Genomic DNA, 18814 nt, shown 5'->3' with positions numbered 1-18814 from the left:
GGAGGTGAAAATAATGAAACTGGAAGCTGATTTACACATTCATACGACCGCGAGCGGCCACGGTTACAGTACCATTAAAGAAATCGCGGATATAGCCAGCGAGAAAGGCTTGAAAATGATCGCGATTACCGACCATGGCCTTAAAATGCCTGGTGCTCCCCACTGGTACTACTTTACCAATTTGATTTCGCTGCCCCGGGTGATGCAGGGGGTCGAGGTGCTGCGCGGCGTAGAGGCCAATATCCTTGATCTGGAGGGTAATGTTGATATGCCGGAAATAGTGATGTCTGATTACCTGGACATCGTTTTGGCCGGGTTCCATGATGAAACCGGTTATAGCGGCAGAGGCGTTGAGGAAAATACTCAGGCTATGGTTGCGGCGATTAAAAATCCCTATGTGCATATTATCGTTCATCCCGGAAATCCCCGATTTCCTATAGATGTTGAACAGGTAGTACTGGCCGCCAAGCAATACAACAAGGCAATTGAACTGAACAACAGTTCTTTTGTAGTGAGACCTGGAAGCCAGTCTCTGTGCAGCCAATTTGCCAAGGCCGCCAAGAAGCATAATGCTCTGGTAAGCATCAACAGTGATGCCCACATTTGCTACAATGTCGGAGAAAATGCCAAAGCAATGGATCTGGCGTTGGATGCAGGTATCCGCAACAGCCAAATTCTTAATTCTTCTTCCCGTAAAATTGACGAATATCTAAGCTGGCATAGGCAACAAATTAAGCCGGTATTACAGGCGCAGTAACCGCACACTTTACCTTCTGTAATTCCCTTCTTTCCTCTGTCCTCGGGATATATGCGCGGTATAAGGTTCAAACACACTAAAAGCGCTTACCCTGCTTCCCTTACATAATAAAAAGATTCTTATTGAATATTTTCTTAAACTCATCAAAATGCTGCAGGGTATCATAAATCTCCAACTCCGCATTATCTGTACTGATAGTTTTATGATTACATCATCACCACGTATATCAACTTTTAAATCATTAATAATGCCGCTCATGGATCGGTCCAGGCTGCGGGCCAGCTGCAACAGCACCCCTACCTGCCTGATTACAGCCAGATCGGAGTTTTGCAGCAACGGGAAAAACCGGCTTATGCGCAACCTGGACCGCCGCGTGGAAATAATCTTTCCCATAGAGGAAAACAGCCTGCGCTTGCGCATCCTGGATATACTTCAGGCCTACCTGAAAGACACTGAAAAGCTCGCCTGTTGCTGCCCGATGGTAATTATATTCGGGTTAACCGCCGTGGTAAAACCTTGTTCAATGCCCAGGAATACTTTCTTAGTACCGGTCTTTAAATTATGCGGTGGTAGCCCGGCATTTCGTCCCCCTACGGCTTAGAAAATCAGAACATCCCCTGCAAATATTGCGAAGTAAGCTTCATCCTGGGAGTTATGAAAATCTCTTGCGGCAGGCCTTGCTCGACGATTTCGCCCTGGTAAAAAAATACAACGTAGTCAGCAATTCGAGCCGCCTGTTGCAGGTTATGAGTTACAATAACAATGCTATATCGCTCCTTGAGTCGTATCAGCAAGGCTTCAATCTTTGATGTCGAAATGGGATCCAGTGCGGAACAGGGTTCATCAAGAAGCAGTATTTCCGGGTCTATCGCCAGAGCGCGGGCCACGCATAGCCTCTGCTGTTGCCCACCGGATAGTTTAAGGGCTGATTGCTGCAAACGGTCTTTAACCTCTTCAAGCAAGCCCGTGTCTTTCAGCTTGTCTATAGCTATTTGTTTAAGCTGAGCTTTGCCCAATTTTCTAAAATTCTCTTCCAGCGGCAATTTTAGATTATTTAGTACGGTCTGGGGGAAAGGATTGGCCTGCTGAAAAACCATGCCCACCTGCTTGCGCAGCTTGTTTACGCTATAACCGGGAGCATATATGTTTTCTCCCTGCAACTCTATGGAGCCTTTCAAGTCGAATCCCGGAATTAAATCATTCATACGATTAAGACAGCGCAATAATGTGGTTTTACCACAGCCAGAAGGACCAATAAATGCGGTAATCTGGTTTTTGTAAATTTTCAAATTAACCTGTTTAAGGGCCTGAGTTTGACCATACCAGGCATTTAGATCCTGGATTGATATAATTGAACTATCCAGACTAAAAGTGGTGGACGACTGGCTATGAACAAGCACCCCGTCAATAAAGCTTTCCTTTTCCACACCTAATTCCCCTTGATTTTATTAGCACCGAAACGTTCCAGCAGATCGGTAAAAATATTTAACACAATAATCAAGATAATTAACACCAAGGCGGCTCCAAAGGCTTTGTCCGGCATATTGCCCTCGCCGGCGGGCGAGGCAAAATAAATATATGAGGTCAGCGTAGAACCAGTATTGCAGAGGGTGCTCCACCAGTGGACCGGATACCACCAGGGCTGTATACCGGTCATACGTATGGTTCCACCCAGAGTCAGCCATACTATCGCGGTATCTCCAATAATTCTTCCCATGCCGAGAATTATTCCGGTCAGTATACCCTGACGGGCTGAAGGCAGAACTACTGTTACAATGCTCTGCCATTTACTGGCCCCCATAGACAAAGCTGCTTCCCGGTAATAATTGGGTACCGCTTTCAGGGCTTCTTCACAGATCTTGATTACAAAAGGCAGTATCATAATAGCCATAGTAATTCCCGCCACTAGAAACGAGCGGCCGAAAGAACGCTCCACCCCATCCACTCCCTCCACCATCGAACTGAGAAAACCCAATTGGGGAAGACTAAAAATTGCCAGACCAAAAATAGCTATTACTATGGTGGGAACCCCTGCCAGCACATCGATAGCCAGACGGAATATCTGCACCATGGCCTGACTGCCGCCATATTCCGCCAGGTATATGGCAGTTGCCAATGCCCAGGGGGCAGCGAGCAAAATCCCGGTTAAGGTGAGCAAGAAGGTACCCGCGATGGGAGTGCTTATACCGCCGCTCATATCCTGATTTAAAGTGGGATTGGGCGGAGTAAGAATAAAATCAGGATTGATTTGCGCAAATCCTCTGATAAAAAGGTAAAAAATAATACTAAGACAGGCAACTATGGACAGACTGGAAAAAAGCCAGGCCAGGACATGCCCGGTTCCATCCCGCAGCTTTTGATAATCAAGCACGCCCTTCCCCCCTTTTAACCAGATATTCAACCAGACGGGCACACAGGCTCAAACCGACACAGGTGACCAGCAATACCAGCCCGCAGGCAAAAAGTGCCGCCTCTATAGTAGGCACAGACATTATTTCCGATTTATTTACGATAGCCGAAGCCAGCGTAAGTACCGGCGTGAGGAAAAACACCATCCCATCACCGGGTTGAGGTATATTGCCAATACCGCCGCTGACCATGGAAAGCGCTATCGCCTCACCTACAGCCCTTCCCACCGATAGTATGATACCGGCCAGGATGCCGGATTTGGCAGCCGGCAGTATTACCCTGAGGATAGTTCCCCAGTGAGAAATTCCAAGAGCCAAGGCAGCTTCTTTATAATGATGGGGTACGGCATTAATGGCATCTACTGCCAAAGCCGTAATAATAGGAACTATCATTATACTCAGAACTACAATGCCGGCCAGCATGCTGTTGCCGGCCAGCTGAAAGCGGTCAATGTAGCGTATCTGCAGTTCGGAGCTTATGAGCAGTTCCTGAATAAAAGGCACTACCACCATAAGCCCGATGAGTCCGTAAATAACTGAAGGTATGGAAGCTAGAAGCCTTATTACTATTCGCAGTATATATCTGAGCCTTACAGGGGCTAATTCAGTAATTACTATGGCGGTGCTCATACCCATAGGAACCGCCAATAACAGCGCCCCCAGAGTAGTGGTCAAGGTGCCCAGCAGCAGACCGAGGGCGCCGAATTGCCAGATTGGTTTATCCGCAGGCGCATTGTAGGCATTGATGATTTGCTGGTCAAAACCGCTCGTGGTCACAAAATTAATGGAATTCACCTGTAATACAGCAGCAGCTTCCTTAACTATGAAAATAAATATGAAGACTATTACTATGGCACTGGCCGTAGTTAATAAAAAAACCAGCTTTTCACTAATGCTATCCCTTACACTTATGAGGTTTAAACGATTTTTAGTCTCTATTCTGACTGCAAAAAGCTTTTCTTCCGGACTGCTGGTTTCAAATGATTGCAAATCTATTCACCACCCCGCGCTTGCTTAGATTGCCTATGCACCAGCGGTACTTCCGGCTTAACAAACCCGAAAGCACCGCAGTTCTTTTTCCTTTTCAGGAGTTCGTTGTACACAAATATATTTCATGATTGAGGCCTGATAAGCACATCGTTATGCCCAAGGAGCGATTTGCATCAAACCCTACTATTAGATTAATCCACGACCTTGAGCGGCAGATAATCCTGAGACACGATTTGCTGTCCCATCGGACTGAGCAGATAGTTGACATATTTGGCCGTTAAACCACTGGGGGTTCCCTTGCTTACAATCACTAAACTGCGCACATAAGGCCATTCTTTGGATAAAGCCTTGGACTTTAGAGCACTAACTCCTTCAACCTTAGGTGCTTTCACGCTATTGTCCATATAACCCAGAGAGATAAAACCAATCGCATTTTCATTCCGGGCCACGGCTTCTTTGATTAGTCCGGTGGAGGTATGAGGTGTGGCGGTTGCCAGCACTTTAGACTTCTTAAGTAAAGCCAGTTCTTCAAAAGCGGTCAAAGTTCCTGAGCCTGCTTCCCGGGTTTGAACAAATATAGCAGCATCCTTACCGCCAAGTTCCTTCCAATTCTTAATCTTACCGGTAAATATATCTATAACCTGTTGTTTGGTCAGATTCTCCACTGTGTTTTTGGGATTAACGATAACGGCAATTCCATCGGTTCCTATGCGGTGGCTAATCAGGCCGGGATAACTGACATTATCAGCCGCCTCCAGATCGCGTGAAACATTGCCGATATTGAAAGTACCGGCATGGACTCCTTTAATCCCTTCACCGGAACCTCCACCTGCTATAGTAATGGAAAGGCCTTGATTGCCAGCCATTAGCTTATCGGCAGCGGCTTGCGCCAAAGGTTGAATTGTAGTTGATCCGCCGATCTTAAGAGTTCCGCTCATATTGCTGAAATATTTTACATTAACGGTTTTACTTGCTGCATCGTAGGCAACATCAGCACCCAGAGCTTCACCCACAAAACGCAGAGGTACCAGGGTTCGGCCGTCAACGGCCTTGGCCGGCACTTCCAGTTCCTGGCTCGCGCCGTTGACTAAAGCCTGCTTGGAATTAAGGGTCAGCTTAACCTCCTGGTCAGCAGTATTAATGCTGATGGCCTGGGTAGATGCATTAAAAATTACATTGCCTCCCAGTTCCTCGACAACTGCCCGAATCGGAATCAGTGTCCTGCTCTTTTCGATCACCGGTGCGACATCCAGTTCAATCTTCTTGCCATCAACTTTGACAGCAATAGCATCTGCTCCCATTGCCGGTATAGACACGCTCAGCAACATCGACAAAGCCAGAACCAGCACCACCATTTTCCTAATTTTTCGCAACACAATCCTTCCTTTCATTAATTAATATCACTAGTTTATTTATACCATTGAAGTGTAAATTTACCACCTTGATTTCCTTAAATCTATTTAACGCTATCGTAAAATAATTTAAGTTTAAGCATCAGAAGAAACTGCGGAGCAGTTTCAACACACTGCTGCAACGAGGCGGGAGACATATTTATAATCAGTCCGTTCCCTTTACTCAAGGCACAAAACGTAATGAAAAGATTTCCTTCAGACTTTCGCCTCATTATTAATCACAGATATGCTGGTCGCTTATGTAAGCACTTCCTTGTTGCGCTTTGGCGATTTTCTTTAATTCGGCAGCGGCTTCACCAAGCTGCAAATGATTGGCATAGCTATGATTGGCATGGTTTCTCACCCCGGCTACGGATAAACTCATAATGGGATAATGCTTTATTTGCCCCCTCCGGTCAGCGGCAACAATATAACCCTGTTCCAGCGAAGACTTATCATAGAGCTCAATAATCTGCTCCTCAAATCTGGCAATTACATTGGCGGCAATTAAATCAGCTTTGTCGCCGGTGGTTATAATCACAAAATCATCGCCTCCGATATGTCCAACCAGATCATCACTATTGCCCCAGCTCTTAAGTGTTTCCACCAGCAACTGGCTGAGCATTGTCAAAGCCCGGTCACCCTGGGCAAAACCATAGTAGTCGTTAAATGCTTTAAAATTGTCCAGGTCAAAGTACAAAACACTAATGTCTCTGCTTGATCTTAATGCATCCGAAATTGTTCTGGTTATGCAACGGTTTCCCGGCAGCCCCGTAAGCGGATTAGCATCTTTGGCCTGAACAATTTGCAGCTTGGCCATGGTATCCAGCATTTTAGCGGTTGATACTACCCCGAAATAGCGCTGTTCTCGGGTCACTACAATATAATCGGTAATACCCTGATCCAAACGTTCCGCAACCTGACGGGCGGCTTCTTCCAGAGCAGTAAACCATGGCAGGATCAGGGGACGGCGATCCATAAGATCTTCCACTGAGCGCCTGATAAAGAGATCATAACCATAGCGGCTGCCCAGGCGGGCAAAGAGGCGGTCTCGCATAATCAGTCCCTTCGGAATGTCCTCCTGGCAAATTACTATACCGTTTATGCTCTTGTTGTTATTAAAGATTTCTATTACTTCTTCAACCGGCATATCCGGAGCAATACAATTGTTAAACATGGCTATATCAGCAATTTTGGAGGGCTCACTCTGAAACTGGTGTCCATTTCTGCTGCTGAGCAATATTTTTTCCCTTATATGCGGCTGGATTTCCTGCTTCAAGCTGCCGGGCCGGGCCAATAAAAAACCCTGGCCATAATCACAACCCATAGCAGCCAGGGTTACCAGTTCTTCTTCCGTTTCTATGCCTTCACCAATTATACGAGCTCCGATTTTATAGGAAAAATCAACAAATGTCTCCAGCAAGGCTTTTTTGGTGGGATTCCTATCAACTCCCTGAACCAGAGACATGTCAATTTTGACGAACTCCGGCTGCAGCTCGGCAATGGCCTGCAGACTCGAGTATCCTGCGCCGGCATCGTCAATAGCTATCATAAATCCCAGCCGGCGGTAATAGAGCAAGACCTCCCGGAATTGCTGGTAATCCTCGATCCCATTGCGTTCGGTAAGTTCTAAGACCACATTGCTAAAGTTTATGCCATATAATCTGCGCAATCCCTTGCTTAGTCCCTTATGATAATTACCGGTGCTTAATATGGCCGGGCTTGTATTTATGAATAGATAGCGCTGCCCCAAATGATTTGCGGCATTATAAACCGCTTTATCATGGCAAAGGGTTTCAAGTTCCAAAAGGCAGCGAAAACGCTCGGCATCCTTAAACATTATGGTCGGTGATTCCAACGCGGTTTCTCCCGGACCTCGGGATAGGGCTTCGAATCCCAAAATATCACCGCTTTTTAAGGAAACTATGGGTTGATAGAGAACTTCAATCGAACGCTGCTCCAGCATTTTTTTCAATGAATGCCAGCTGGCATGCTCACAGGCTTGATCATATTGTTTGGCCATATATGTAGCTTCTTTAATAGCCTTATAAACCAGAGATTCGATATGATAATCAGGAATTTGCTGAAGATCAACATATCCCATGTGCAAATGCAATGGCTGATTGAGTCCTAAAGACTGGTTGGCTGCGTTAATACCATCTTCGAGTTGCTTTTTTAAAATCAGGTATGCTTCCTCAAAAGCATCCATGGTATGTGGTGATTCAATAAATACCGCAAAATCATCCCCGCCTATGCTGCAGGCTGCAAGTATATTACGTTGCCCGTAGAAATCAATCTGTATTTTCTGCAGTAGCAGTGCAGAGTTATATAGTATTTTCGAACAGATTCCACGCCCATAAATGGTCTCTATCTCTTTAAAACCGGCTATGTCTATATATAGCATCCCCACCGCTATGTTGGTCATTAGGCGGTCGAGTTCGGGAAAAACAGATATTAAGGTAGGCAATTTGGTAGTCCTGTCCACCAGGGCTTTTTTGGCAGGTTTAAACATTATTTTATAAAAATTATTCTTAAAACCAGTGTTTTATTGCAATCTCTTTACCCCCGATACACTTAGCAATTTTTCAATTTTTCCCTTACTTGAAGTTTAAGGGGCAAGTATTAATATTTCGTTAAACAAGCCTAAAAAATAAGTAAAAAAGAATCAAATCTTCACTACTTCTCATCGCCTCTGGTAATCCGGCAAAAATATGGTCACTAAGCAACGGCACCTCCTGCCAGCAAAGGCGACTGGGCATTTTTGCTCCATATGATTCACAGTCTTGCTGTAGGCGGCAGAATTGCGGCGATTGCTCCGTATGGCGTGTTATTCCGGGGCGCATCGGAAGGTTTGATTAGAAAAAGAGTAATCGAAGAAAACCTGCTAGACGCGGTAATTGGACTACCCGAAAACATATTCTATGGCACAAGCATTCCGGCATGTATTTTAGTGTTCAAAAAGAACCGCAAAAATAGTGATGTTCTGTTTATTGATGCAAGTAAGAAAGATGAGGACGGCAACTTCCGCTATGTAAAAGGCAGCAACCAAAATGAGCTGACCGAAAAGCACAGGATATTGTGACAGCTTATAAAAACCGGCAGGATGCTCCAAAGTTTGCCCATGTCGCGTCTTTGGATGAGATAAAAGAAAATGACTACAACCTTAATATTCCGCGCTATGTTGATACCTTTGAGGAAGAGCCTCTTATGGATATTGATCAGGTGAACGCAAACATCGCCCGACTGAAAACAGAAATTGCAGAGGCCGAAAAGAAAATGGATGAGTATTTGAAGGAGCTGGGCTTATGAGCGGTATTGTAAAATACAGCGACCAGACATTTGAAAGCATCAAGCATATCAATGAATTTGGGCAGGAGTTTTGGTTCGCGCGGGAGTTACAAGGTGTTTTAGAGTACGCCCAATGGCGCCGTTTTCATGAAGCAATTGAACGTGCGAAATCAGCATGTATGAATAGTGGTTACACTGTAGAAGACCATTTTGCCGACGTCGGCAAAATGGTTGAGATTGGTTCAGGAGCGGAACGCCAAGTAGATGATATCATGCTCTCCCGTTATCGTGCGAGTTTCAGTCTAAAGGAGGTACCAGCATGCCAAGCCACACTATATTTAACGAGCGGCCTGAGTCACAGGAGAGAGCCTTGAAAGTGCTTGAAAAACTTGGATATACAAGAATATCAAGGGGCGACGCGGAGCAAAAGCGTGGCTCCCGAAAAAACGTGCTGTTTGAAGGCGAACTGGAAACATTCCTGAGCAAGCTCACCTATCCTTATGGTAGTGAACAGCGTTTTTTCTCCGGCGGCTCCCTTGCAACGGCCATTCATGCCATACATGTGCAGCACGCCGCCGGGCTTTATGCCGCCAACAAAGAAATCTATGAGATGCTTTGTTCCGGCAAAAGTCTGGAAGAATCCCTGCCGGACAGCACCAGGCATATATGGAATACTCGGAGGTTGAAACTTGTGCAGGGGGTAAAAAACCAGGATACAGCAGTCTATGAGTACATGATTTATAAGTGATGCGTCTTTATTAACCGTCCTTTCGAATAAATTTTAAAGATTCTTTACCAGCCGGGAAATCTGGCTTACCTGTTCATACATCTTCAGGAAATTTTCCGGGGTCAAAGACTGTTTGCCATCGGAAAGAGCCCGGTCTGGATCCGGGTGCACTTCTACCATCAGGCCATCCGCCCCTGCGGCTATGGCCGCGCGGGCCACGGGCGTAACCATTTTCCATTTCCCGGTAGCATGACTGGGATCCACCAGCACGGGCAAATGGGAAAGATCCTTGAGCAGGGCCACCGCCCCTATGTCAACGGTATTGCGCAAATAGCTTTCAAAGGTTCTGATTCCCCGTTCACACAAAATTACATTGGGGTTTCCCCCATCCAAAACATATTCCGCCGCCAGGAGCCACTCTTCTATAGTTGCAGACAATCCGCGTTTGAGCAGGATGGGCTTATGCAATTTTCCCAGTTCTTCCAGCAGGGAATAGTTTTGCATGTTTCTGCTCCCCACCTGCAAAATATCAATATTATCACCAAGAAGCTCCAAATCCCGGATATCCATTATCTCTGTTACCAAGGGCAGCCCCGTAATACGGCGGGCTTCCAGCATTATTTCCAGACCTTGCCGGCCCAGGCCCTTAAAGGAATACGGTGAGGTGCGGGGTTTAAACAAACCGCCGCGCAAGGCATGAGCCCCTGCCTCCCGGAGAAAGCGGGCAATCTGCAGGTAGCCTTCTTCGCTTTCCACCGCACAGGGTCCGGCAATAATCGTACAATAGCCCTCACCGATGAGCAAAGGTTCTGCTCCACTATCTATTTTAATATGGGTATAGCTTCCTTTTTTGTCCCATGAAGCCAGTTTAAACGGTTTCATTGCATCATCTCCAGCTATATTGTACAACAAAGAAGATAAAAACGCTTAATCAGTTTTGGAAAATTCCTAACATTTAATACTTGTCCATTAAACAGAATACAAATTGTTCTTGACAAAAGGATATTAAGATTATACTGTATATGTATGCTATATACAGTATGCACTGCAGGAGTGATTATAATTGAACATCGTAATTTCCAATCGCTCGGAGGAACCGATTTACCATCAAATTTACCAGCAATTGCGGGGGGCTATTGTGCGGGAAGAACTGAAGGCCGGGGAACCCCTGCCATCCATTCGCGGCCTGGCCCGCGACCTGCAGGTCAGTGTCATTACCACCAGGCGGGCCTATGATGAGTTGGAGCGGGACGGATACATTGAAACCGTGGCCGGCAAAGGCTCTTTTGTGGCCCCACAGAATGCGGAATTGCTGCGGGAAAAACGGGTAAACCTGGTCGAGGAAAAACTGCTGGCAATAATCCAAGAGGCCCGTAGTCTGGGACTCAGCTTGCCGGAGCTGCAGCGTATTGTGGAGTTGTTGTACGAGGAGGGTTTGTAGATGGAAAATGTTCTGGAAATTAAAGGACTCAGCAAAAATCTGGGGAGCTTTCGCCTGGATAAGGTCAGCTTCTCTCTACCCCGCGGATACATTATGGGTTTTATCGGTCCCAATGGAGCAGGAAAAACCACCACCATCAAACTGCTGATGAACCTGATGCACCGTGATGGCGGGGATATTCGGGTATTTGGCCTGGATAACCGCCACTATGAAAAGGAAATAAAACAGCACATTGCTTTTGTATATGACGAAAGCCATTATTATGAGAATCTGAGCCTGCTGGACAACCGCCGTATAGTAGCCCGTTTTTACCGGGATTGGGATGAAAAAGCCTTTCAACAACATTTACGGGACTTTGACCTGCCGCCCCACAAAAAGTTGAAAAACCTCTCCCGCGGTATGCGCACCAAATTCGGCCTGGCCATAGCCCTCTCCCATGCTGCAGAGTTCCTGCTTATGGATGAACCCACTTCCGGGCTGGATCCGGTTTTCCGCAGCGAATTGATGGATATCCTGCAGCAATTGCTGGTAGAAGAAAACAAAAGCGTGCTGTTCTCCACCCATATCACTACTGATTTAGAACGGGTGGCGGATTATATCTGTTTCATCAACCAGGGTCGAATCGTGCTCTGCCAGAGTAAGGACGAAATGCTGCAGGGACATGTGCTGGTAAAGGGGGCTTTAGAACAGCTAAGCCCGGAGGCGGAAAAAATGTTTATCGGCTTGCGCAAGAATCACTACGGCTTTGAGGGTTTAAGTGCCGATCCCCGGGGTATACGCCAGTTTTTTGGCGATGGGGTGTTGCTGGAGTCGCCGGGTCTGGACGAGATTATGGTTTTTTATGTAAGGGGGCATCACCATGTTTAAACTGCTATTGAAGGATCTGCTGGTTTTAAAAAGTTCGATTATTTGGGCGATGACCTACCTGCTGGCCATTATCGTTATTTTCTCCATGACCCCGCCATTTGATAAATTCATATATATTATGGCTGGTTACGGTGCTACCTATATCCTGATCATGGGAGCGCTGATGGCGGAATTCAAAAATAATTCCGACATACTCTTGAACAGTTTGCCGGCCAAGCGGCATGAAATAATACTTTCCAAATATTTGACTGCCCTGATCCTGACCTTGCTGGCTCTGGCTGTGGCCGCTATCCTGGGACTCATAATAAACTTACTGCCCCTGCCCCTATCCATACGACTAATGAGCGGGATGGATGCCGCTATCGTTTTGCTGATGGCGGCATTAACCCTGACGATTGTTATGCCGGTGAACCTGATATTCAGCAACCAGGCGGCCCGAGTAGGCATAGTTATAGTTTTCATGCTGCTGTTCTTTGCTCCGGTATGGATTAAAGGCTTTATTATGGACAGGTGCGAGGCCGAATGGGCCCAATTCCTGATTAATGCGGCAGTTTCCCAACCTGCAGTCTTGCTGGCGGCAGGGGCTGGCCTGCTGCTGCTCCTGCTGGCCTTGTCGCTTATTATCTCCCTGCGCTGGTATGAAGCCAGGGATTTCTAAATGTCTTTCAGAACGGGTTTTAAAATACCATAGCTATCCTTGCGCAATGCCCAATAAATTTGGCATAGCTTTGCTCTCAGGATATTGACAACATAATATAGTTGTTATAGATTTTATATAACAGATGACATACTAGGGCAGCAGCAGGAGGATAAAATGTTCTTGGCTATTGATTTTCAATCCGATATCCCGATATATATCCAATTGAAGCAGCAGATTATTGCCGGCATTGCCAGGGGCGAGCTGAAAGAAGGGGAAGAACTGCCCTCCGTACGCCAGCTGGCTCAAGACATCGGAATCAACCTGCATACCGTCAATAAAGCGTACAGTCTTCTAAAGGACGATGGCTTTATTCTCATGGACAGAAGGAAAGGCGCGGTAATAAACAGCCTGGAAAACATGGCGGAAGATGATTTCAAGTTCAGGCTGCGGGAAGAGATTAATCCCCTGATAGCCCAGGCATTTTGCAAGGGCATGACGGAAGAGGAGCTGCAGTTGGAAATAGGCGAGATATATCGCAGTTATTCTCAAGGAGCAGAAAGATGAACTATGAAATGATAATCTGGGCCATAGTGATAGTATTTATCCTTATCCTTTTTATCATAAAACTGGTCACGCCTCAGATTGTACGCCGGGAGATTTTTTTCGGCGTCCGCTTGCCGGAAAACCTGCTCGGTGATTTAAGACTGGATGATTTCAAAAAGGCCTATTTAAGAAATTACTTATCGCTTTGCGGGTTTTATACCCTCTTGTTCTGCGTAATCCTGGCTAAATTTCCAAACAACGCTATATTATTGGGCGGGCTAATAGTTTTTTTGCTTTTATCTGCCTGGCTATACTACCTGAGCCACCAGAGGGTTATGCAATTTAAGCAGGCCAACGAAGCTCATATGCTGAACAGGAAGCAAGTAGTAATGGTGGATACCAGTTTCAGAAGCGACAAAAGCAAGCGGCCCCTACCCGCAAAAACATGGTTTATAATACCGCTGTTTATTATCGGCTTTAACCTGCTGGCGGGTTATCTGGCTTATGATGAACTGCCTATAGTGGTACCTAGCCATTGGAATGCTCAAGGTGAAATTGATGGAGGGGTGTTTAAAACCTGGGGACTGGTCTTCCTTTTTCCTCTGGTGCAAATCTTTATTACGGGATTCATGTTTTTGCTCTATCAGGCGGTGGGATGGTCAAAGCTGCAAATTAGTACACTTAATCCAGCAGATTCCCGGGAAAGAAACCGCATTTTCCGTTTTCGCTGGGGTGCCAACATTATCTTTTTGAATATTCTTATCTTACTGGTAATTAGCCTGTTAAACCTGTTCGTACTGCAGCTTATCCCGGTCAATGTACCGGTCTTGTTATTTGTCCAACCGCTGCTCATAATTCTTGTTTTGCTGGATATCCTCTTTATGGCGGTATGGACCGGTCAGGGCGGGAGCAGGCTTAATACGGGGTCAGTCACTTATTGCCAGGATATCGACATGGCCCTGGATGATGATAAAGACTGGATTGGAGGGCTGCTTTATTTCAATCCCCGTGATCCGGCCTTGTTTGTGGAAAAACGCTTCGGCATCGCCTGGGGTTTGAATTATGGAAACATAAAAGCCTATATACTAATAGCCTCGCTAATTGCGGCCTTCTTTCTCCTGGGTTCGCTTATGGAGCTTTTGCTCTTTTATTAATATTCTTACAGTGCTTAAAATCCAATTTCCTGGGGGTGGTGTTTTAAATCAAGTAAAGGGTTTTGATAAGAGAAGACGGCAAGTAAAAGAATAAGGAAGGATGAATGGTTAATGGCCTGGAGAAAACTGGCTTTATTAGTGCTGGGCGTAATAATGCTTTGTTCTTTGGCGGCTTGCGGGAATAAGGTGGACAGCAAAGCAGTAAGAGAATATGCCGATGAGATAACGGAAAAAATGCTGCTGGCCTACAATGAGGATAATTATGAAGAGTATATTGCCAATACCAACAGTCAATTCAAAACAGTGGTCAGCGAGGATAAAATGAAGGAAGGCAATGAAATGATCCGGGGGAAGATAGGCGATTATGTCCCCGGTTCCAAAAAGTTCAAGGATGCGGTCAAAACTTCCCAGAAGGAGCAGAAATACCTGGTAGTGCGTTATAATGCCAAGTTTACTGATGAGAGCGAGGATGTGCTGGTAACCATGATCTTTGACGATAATGAAGCCCATCAGGTAGGCGGAATATTCTTTAATTCGCCCAAACTGCGGGAGCAGTCGGAAAAGTAGGGGGCAACAAATATAGTTTTACCTGTGAAAAAACTGTTGGTTTAAGCAAAAATATAGGAGGAGGATTATTATGGAATTGGAAAGCGATAGCGGAACCCTGTCCCTGGGGCAGAAATTTTCCCTTATTTTTACCAGCCCGAGCCGGGTTTTTACCGAGCTGGAACGTAATCATTCCTGGCTCGCGGCTCTGCTTGTAATCTCACTTGTCAGTTTGGCGGCGACCCTGCCCCTGCTCTCCAAAATAAAGCATATGGCATCATAAAGATGCAGCAGATGCCGGACAACCCGGCTCTTTCCAGTCCGGAAGCCCTTGATATGGCAGCTAACGCTGCAATCATCGGCGGTATAGCGGGGGCTTTGCTGACACCGCTTTTGTTTGCTCTGATAGTGGCCCTGTTGCTCAAGTTGTTCAACGCCTTGGCCGGGGATAAGGTACCGTACCGCAAGCTGTTTTCGGTCTCTGTCTATGCCTACCTGCCCCTGCTCTTATCTTCCCTGATAGGTCTTGCCCTAGGGCTGACGACCCCGGCAGAAAACTTCGGCAGCATTTCCATCAGCCTTTATCTCTTATTCCCTCCCGATACCTATACTTTTCCAGCCTTGCTGGCGGCCCAGATTAATCCCTTTATCTTGTGGAGCCTGTACCTGGCAGCGCTGGGAGGAGCCATACTGATGAAAAGCGAAGTCAAGAAGGTAGGCAGCTATATTTTCCTGCTCTGGCTAATCTATGCCCTGGCCAGCAGCTATTTCGGCGCAGCATCCATAAGCAACTTATACGGCTAGTATTAAAAGCAATGCTTGACAGCAAGGGGTGAATTGCAAATGCCGGCCTTCAATATTAGAACAATTTGCCAAACAACCATATTCAAAATTGCGCTTATTATAATAGCTGTCGCTCTGATAAGCGGTTTAAACCTGTGGCGCAATCATAAATATTCCGGTACGCTGGTACATACCACCAAAGTGGAAGAAAAAGTGTTAGGAGAAAAAGTATATGCCAGCGGTAGAATAGAACTACAAGAAAAACAGGAGGCAGTTGCCCAGGAAAGCAGGATATTAAAGCAGTTATATGTAAAAACCGGAGAACGGGTTAAGGCGGGACAACTACTGGCGGTTTTGGATTGCCCGGCGGAAGAAAGGTCGCTGGCTGATGCTTTAGCCGCTCTGGCTTCGGAAGAACTGCGCTACAAAGAGCTGGTAAATCCATCCGCAGAGGATTTGGCTATAGGCCAGGCAGAATTTGAAGAGGCGAAAATAACCTGTGATAATAAACGGAAAACTTGGGAGCGAAAAGAAGCTCTCTGCGCTGCGGGAGCTATCAGTGCCCAGGAAATGGAGACAGCCCGCCAGGAGTTGCTGGTCCAAGAAGCGGCTTTTCTTAAAGCTCAGAAAAGATACGATATCCTCTGCCACGGCCCCCGGGCAGCAGAACGCCAGGCGGCCGAAGCTAATTTGAGCAAGGCACAAAGCGCCGTACAGGCGGCCGAGGAAGAATTGGCCCGGTACACAATAAAAGCTGAGATGAATGGAGTAATACTTAATATAGAAAAGCGTCCCGGCGACATGATTAAGGCCGGAGACATATTTATAAGCATTGGACAGCCTGAACGCCTGCAGGTTAAAGTTGGCGTAAGTGAAGCCGATGCGGCCCGGGTGAAACCTGGTCAAAAAGTGCTTATAGAAGCCGCCGCTCTGCCAGAAAAGATATTTGCCGGAAAAGTGAGCGAAGTAGCCGGCCTGGCCCGGACAAAAGAAGTGAACAATACCCGCCAGGTGGAAGTAGCGGTCGGGGTCAGCGTAGAGGATAAATCCGGACGCTTGAAACCTGGTTATTCGGTGGATTTGGAGATTATCAGCGTAACCGCTAAAAAACGGCTGGTAATTCCCTATGAGGCTTTACAAGAAAACCGGGGAAAGAAGCAGGTATGGATTTATGATGATGGCAAAGCCCGGTTGCAGACAGTAACTATCGGTGTGGAAGGCGAGCTGCAGCTGGAGGTAACAAAAGGGTTAAAGCCGGGCGACTTGCTTATTTTAGACCCGCCGAAACAGCTTAAGAATGGGGATAAGGTACGGCGGACAACTACGCCTGCCACCTTCTCAAAGGATGAGAAACATGATTAAAATGGAGCGGATAAACAAGATTTATCGTCCTCAGTCCAACCCGGTTCATGCCCTGCAGGAAGTAAGCCTGCATATTGAGGGGGGAGATTTTGTCGCCGTAATGGGTCCTTCCGGTTCCGGCAAATCTACCTTGATGAATGTATTGGGATGCCTGGACACCCCCAGTTCAGGAACTTACTGGCTGGGGGGAATTGAAGTCAGCAGTATGAACAGCGACCAGTTGGCAAGTATTCGCAACCGCAAAATCGGTTTTGTCTTCCAGAATTACAACCTGCTGCCCCGCATGACTGCCCTGCGCAATGTAGAATTGCCCATGCTTTATGCCGGAGTGGAGAACAAGAAACGCCAGGCCCGGGCTCTTGATTGTATTGAGCAGGTGGGGATGCTGGATCGCATCCATCATCGCCCTGCGGAACTTTCCGGAGGCCAGTGCCAACGCATAGCTATTGCCCGGGCTCTGGTAAACAGTCCTGATATCATCCTGGCCGATGAGCCTACCGGCAACCTGGACAGTGCAAGCAGCCTGGAAATCATGCATATTTTCCAGTCATTGCACCGGAATAATACCACCATCATACTGGTTACCCATGAAGCAGAGATAGCTGCTTTTGCCCGCCGAGTTTTGCATTTTCGCGACGGCCGCTTAACCGCCGATGAAATACTTAGCCCGCAGCACCTTAAAAAGACACCTCTGCCCAAAGGCGGTGAGGATATATGAGCCTGAGTGAAAGCATACGGGTTGCTCTGGACTCGATCAGGGCCAACTTGCTGCGTTCTATTCTTACCACTTTGGGTATAATGATTGGTATCACGGCGGTAATTGCCGTAGTCGCAGTGGGTCAGGGCGGGCAGCAATCAATCATGAAGGAAATGGAGAAATTCGGCAGCAACCTGTTTCAGATTAGGCTGGACTGGCGGCGGGATGAGCTTCCCAGCGGCACAGAATTTACCATGCAGGATATTGAGATTATAAAGGCCAATGTCCCGGAGCTGGAATACCTGCTACCCTGTGCCGACACCTATTCCCAGGTTAAAGCGGGCAACAAGGCTAAAAGCGCTCAGATTTCAGGTACCGAAGCAGGCTATGCCTGCTTGCATCCCCTGGAAATAAGCACCGGGCGTTTTTTTAGCGACAGTGATTGTCAAAGTGGAAGAAGAGTGGCGGTAATCGACGAGGAATTGGCCCGGGAACTATTCCCCCGGAGCAGCGCCCTGGGGAAAAAAATACTTGTCGGGAATCAGGCTCTGCTGGTTTGCGGACTGTTTAAGGCCGAGAGTTCCCCTTTTGCCATGGGAATAAAATTTGTTTATATCCCCACCCGAGTCTGGCTGGATATTTACCCTGATGGCGGCATCTCCTATATTGAGGGAGGCACCCGCAACCCGGCAGAGGTTAAGACCGCCATGCAGAGCAGCATTAAGATATTGGAAAGACGACACCGCAGTGAGAACCTATACCAGGGCGTGGATATGGAACAACAGATCCAGGCGGTAAACAAGGTTACCGGCGTAATGACCCTGGTGATTGGAATAATTGCCGGCTTTTCCCTGCTGGTAGGGGGAATTGGGGTTATGAATATTATGCTGGTATCGGTAACGGAAAGAACCCGGGAAATTGGATTGCGTATGGCCCTGGGCGCCCGCCGCCGGGACATTTTGCTGCAGTTTCTGATTGAAGCCATAGTTCTCTGCCTGCTGGGAGGCATTACCGGTATGGCTCTGGGGGTGGGGGGCGCCTTCCTCATATCCGCCCTGGCTCAATGGCCTCCACTGGTTTCCTGGGCTACCGTCTTACTGGCTTTTGCCTTCTCCGCCGCCATTGGCATTATATTTGGCCTCCTGCCCGCCAATCAGGCAGCCAACCTGGACCCGATAGAAGCTCTGCGCCGTGATTAAAGCGGGTAAAAAGCTGTTAAG

General features: G+C 47.0%; 21 protein-coding genes and 1 pseudogene. 16 read left to right on the top strand and 6 right to left on the bottom strand.

The window, feature by feature from the left end:
* Window positions 1–13: 13 nt before the first annotated feature.
* Together AWB54_RS03765 and AWB54_RS15600 are read left to right on the top strand one after the other, a co-directional pair.
* Entirely contained in the window at window positions 14–757 is a 744-nt protein-coding gene (locus tag AWB54_RS03765) for a phosphatase (protein WP_061213284.1), read from the top strand.
* A 256-nt stretch (window positions 758–1013) separates the two neighbouring features.
* Window positions 1014–1358, top strand: a complete 345-nt coding sequence (locus AWB54_RS15600; protein WP_160328902.1) for a hypothetical protein — start codon at window positions 1014–1016, stop codon at window positions 1356–1358.
* A gap of 4 nt (window positions 1359–1362) precedes the next feature.
* On the opposite strand, the gene pstB is transcribed toward AWB54_RS15600, so the two are convergent.
* The 5 genes from pstB to AWB54_RS03730 all read right to left on the bottom strand — a co-directional run bounded on the left by pstB (window position 1363) and on the right by AWB54_RS03730 (window position 8058).
* Complete coding sequence (gene pstB, locus AWB54_RS03750; RefSeq protein WP_061213408.1) at window positions 1363–2121, bottom strand: phosphate ABC transporter ATP-binding protein PstB; 759 nt, start codon at window positions 2119–2121, stop codon at window positions 1363–1365.
* A gap of 65 nt (window positions 2122–2186) precedes the next feature.
* Window positions 2187–3128 carry a phosphate ABC transporter permease PstA gene (pstA, locus tag AWB54_RS03745; protein ID WP_061213281.1) on the bottom strand — a complete coding sequence of 314 codons (942 nt, stop codon included), beginning with the start codon at window positions 3126–3128 and terminating at the stop codon, window positions 2187–2189.
* Window positions 3121–4155, bottom strand: a complete 1035-nt coding sequence (pstC, locus tag AWB54_RS03740) for a phosphate ABC transporter permease subunit PstC (protein ID WP_061213280.1) — start codon at window positions 4153–4155, stop codon at window positions 3121–3123. The genes pstA and pstC overlap by 8 nt, the downstream gene beginning before the upstream one ends.
* 191 nt (window positions 4156–4346) lie before the next feature.
* Complete coding sequence (locus tag AWB54_RS03735; protein ID WP_061213279.1) at window positions 4347–5528, bottom strand: substrate-binding domain-containing protein; 1182 nt, start codon at window positions 5526–5528, stop codon at window positions 4347–4349.
* Window positions 5529–5781: 253 nt separating this feature from the next.
* Window positions 5782–8058: an EAL domain-containing protein gene (locus AWB54_RS03730; protein ID WP_061213278.1), complete on the bottom strand. Its 2277-nt coding sequence runs from the start codon at window positions 8056–8058 to the stop codon at window positions 5782–5784.
* A 258-nt stretch (window positions 8059–8316) separates the two neighbouring features.
* Between AWB54_RS03730 and AWB54_RS03725 the strand changes: the two are divergent.
* The 3 genes and pseudogenes from AWB54_RS03725 to AWB54_RS03715 all read left to right on the top strand — a co-directional run bounded on the left by AWB54_RS03725 (window position 8317) and on the right by AWB54_RS03715 (window position 9582).
* Window positions 8317–8855 (top strand): annotated as a pseudogene (locus tag AWB54_RS03725) (N-6 DNA methylase).
* Entirely contained in the window at window positions 8852–9208 is a 357-nt protein-coding gene (locus AWB54_RS03720; protein ID WP_061213277.1) for a BRO family protein, read from the top strand. The pseudogene AWB54_RS03725 and the gene AWB54_RS03720 overlap by 4 nt, the downstream one beginning before the upstream one ends.
* Before the next feature lie 2 nt (window positions 9209–9210).
* On the top strand, window positions 9211–9582 hold the full coding sequence (locus tag AWB54_RS03715) for a hypothetical protein (RefSeq protein WP_153014648.1): 372 nt from the start codon (window positions 9211–9213) through the stop codon (window positions 9580–9582).
* A 33-nt stretch (window positions 9583–9615) separates the two neighbouring features.
* On the opposite strand, the gene aroF is transcribed toward AWB54_RS03715, so the two are convergent.
* Window positions 9616–10443 (bottom strand): 3-deoxy-7-phosphoheptulonate synthase, encoded by an 828-nt coding sequence (aroF, locus tag AWB54_RS03710; protein ID WP_061213275.1) that lies wholly within the window; start codon window positions 10441–10443, stop codon window positions 9616–9618.
* Window positions 10444–10624: 181 nt separating this feature from the next.
* Between aroF and AWB54_RS03705 the strand changes: the two genes are divergently transcribed.
* From AWB54_RS03705 to AWB54_RS03655, 11 genes are all read left to right on the top strand, one after another.
* Window positions 10625–11002 (top strand): GntR family transcriptional regulator, encoded by a 378-nt coding sequence (locus tag AWB54_RS03705; RefSeq protein ID WP_061213274.1) that lies wholly within the window; start codon window positions 10625–10627, stop codon window positions 11000–11002.
* Window positions 11003–11869, top strand: coding sequence for an ABC transporter ATP-binding protein (locus AWB54_RS03700; RefSeq protein ID WP_061213273.1), 867 nt, complete (start codon window positions 11003–11005; stop codon window positions 11867–11869).
* Window positions 11862–12527 (top strand): ABC-2 transporter permease, encoded by a 666-nt coding sequence (locus AWB54_RS03695; RefSeq protein WP_061213272.1) that lies wholly within the window; start codon window positions 11862–11864, stop codon window positions 12525–12527. The genes AWB54_RS03700 and AWB54_RS03695 overlap by 8 nt, the downstream gene beginning before the upstream one ends.
* Before the next feature lie 156 nt (window positions 12528–12683).
* Entirely contained in the window at window positions 12684–13073 is a 390-nt protein-coding gene (locus AWB54_RS03690) for a GntR family transcriptional regulator (RefSeq protein WP_061213271.1), read from the top strand.
* Window positions 13070–14206, top strand: coding sequence for a DUF1648 domain-containing protein (locus tag AWB54_RS03685; protein ID WP_061213270.1), 1137 nt, complete (start codon window positions 13070–13072; stop codon window positions 14204–14206). Before AWB54_RS03690 ends, AWB54_RS03685 begins: the two co-directional genes overlap by 4 nt.
* A 111-nt stretch (window positions 14207–14317) precedes the next feature.
* Window positions 14318–14773 (top strand): DUF3887 domain-containing protein, encoded by a 456-nt coding sequence (locus tag AWB54_RS03680; protein WP_061213269.1) that lies wholly within the window; start codon window positions 14318–14320, stop codon window positions 14771–14773.
* A 70-nt stretch (window positions 14774–14843) separates the two neighbouring features.
* Window positions 14844–15035, top strand: a complete 192-nt coding sequence (locus AWB54_RS03675) for a hypothetical protein (RefSeq protein ID WP_061213268.1) — start codon at window positions 14844–14846, stop codon at window positions 15033–15035.
* An 11-nt stretch (window positions 15036–15046) separates the two neighbouring features.
* On the top strand, window positions 15047–15556 hold the full coding sequence (locus tag AWB54_RS03670) for a YIP1 family protein (RefSeq protein WP_160328900.1): 510 nt from the start codon (window positions 15047–15049) through the stop codon (window positions 15554–15556).
* A 39-nt stretch (window positions 15557–15595) separates the two neighbouring features.
* On the top strand, window positions 15596–16897 hold the full coding sequence (locus AWB54_RS03665; RefSeq protein ID WP_061213266.1) for an efflux RND transporter periplasmic adaptor subunit: 1302 nt from the start codon (window positions 15596–15598) through the stop codon (window positions 16895–16897).
* Window positions 16890–17615: an ABC transporter ATP-binding protein gene (locus AWB54_RS03660; RefSeq protein ID WP_061213265.1), complete on the top strand. Its 726-nt coding sequence runs from the start codon at window positions 16890–16892 to the stop codon at window positions 17613–17615. The genes AWB54_RS03665 and AWB54_RS03660 overlap by 8 nt, the downstream gene beginning before the upstream one ends.
* Complete coding sequence (locus AWB54_RS03655) at window positions 17612–18793, top strand: ABC transporter permease (protein ID WP_061213264.1); 1182 nt, start codon at window positions 17612–17614, stop codon at window positions 18791–18793. Before AWB54_RS03660 ends, AWB54_RS03655 begins: the two co-directional genes overlap by 4 nt.
* Window positions 18794–18814 lie beyond the last annotated feature (21 nt).

It is taken from the genome of Syntrophomonas wolfei subsp. methylbutyratica (assembly GCF_001570625.1).
Classification (GTDB): Bacteria; Bacillota; Syntrophomonadia; order Syntrophomonadales; family Syntrophomonadaceae; genus Syntrophomonas; species Syntrophomonas methylbutyratica.
Note: the sequence above shows the minus strand (reverse complement) of the source record. Positions and strands in the feature narration are given on the sequence as shown.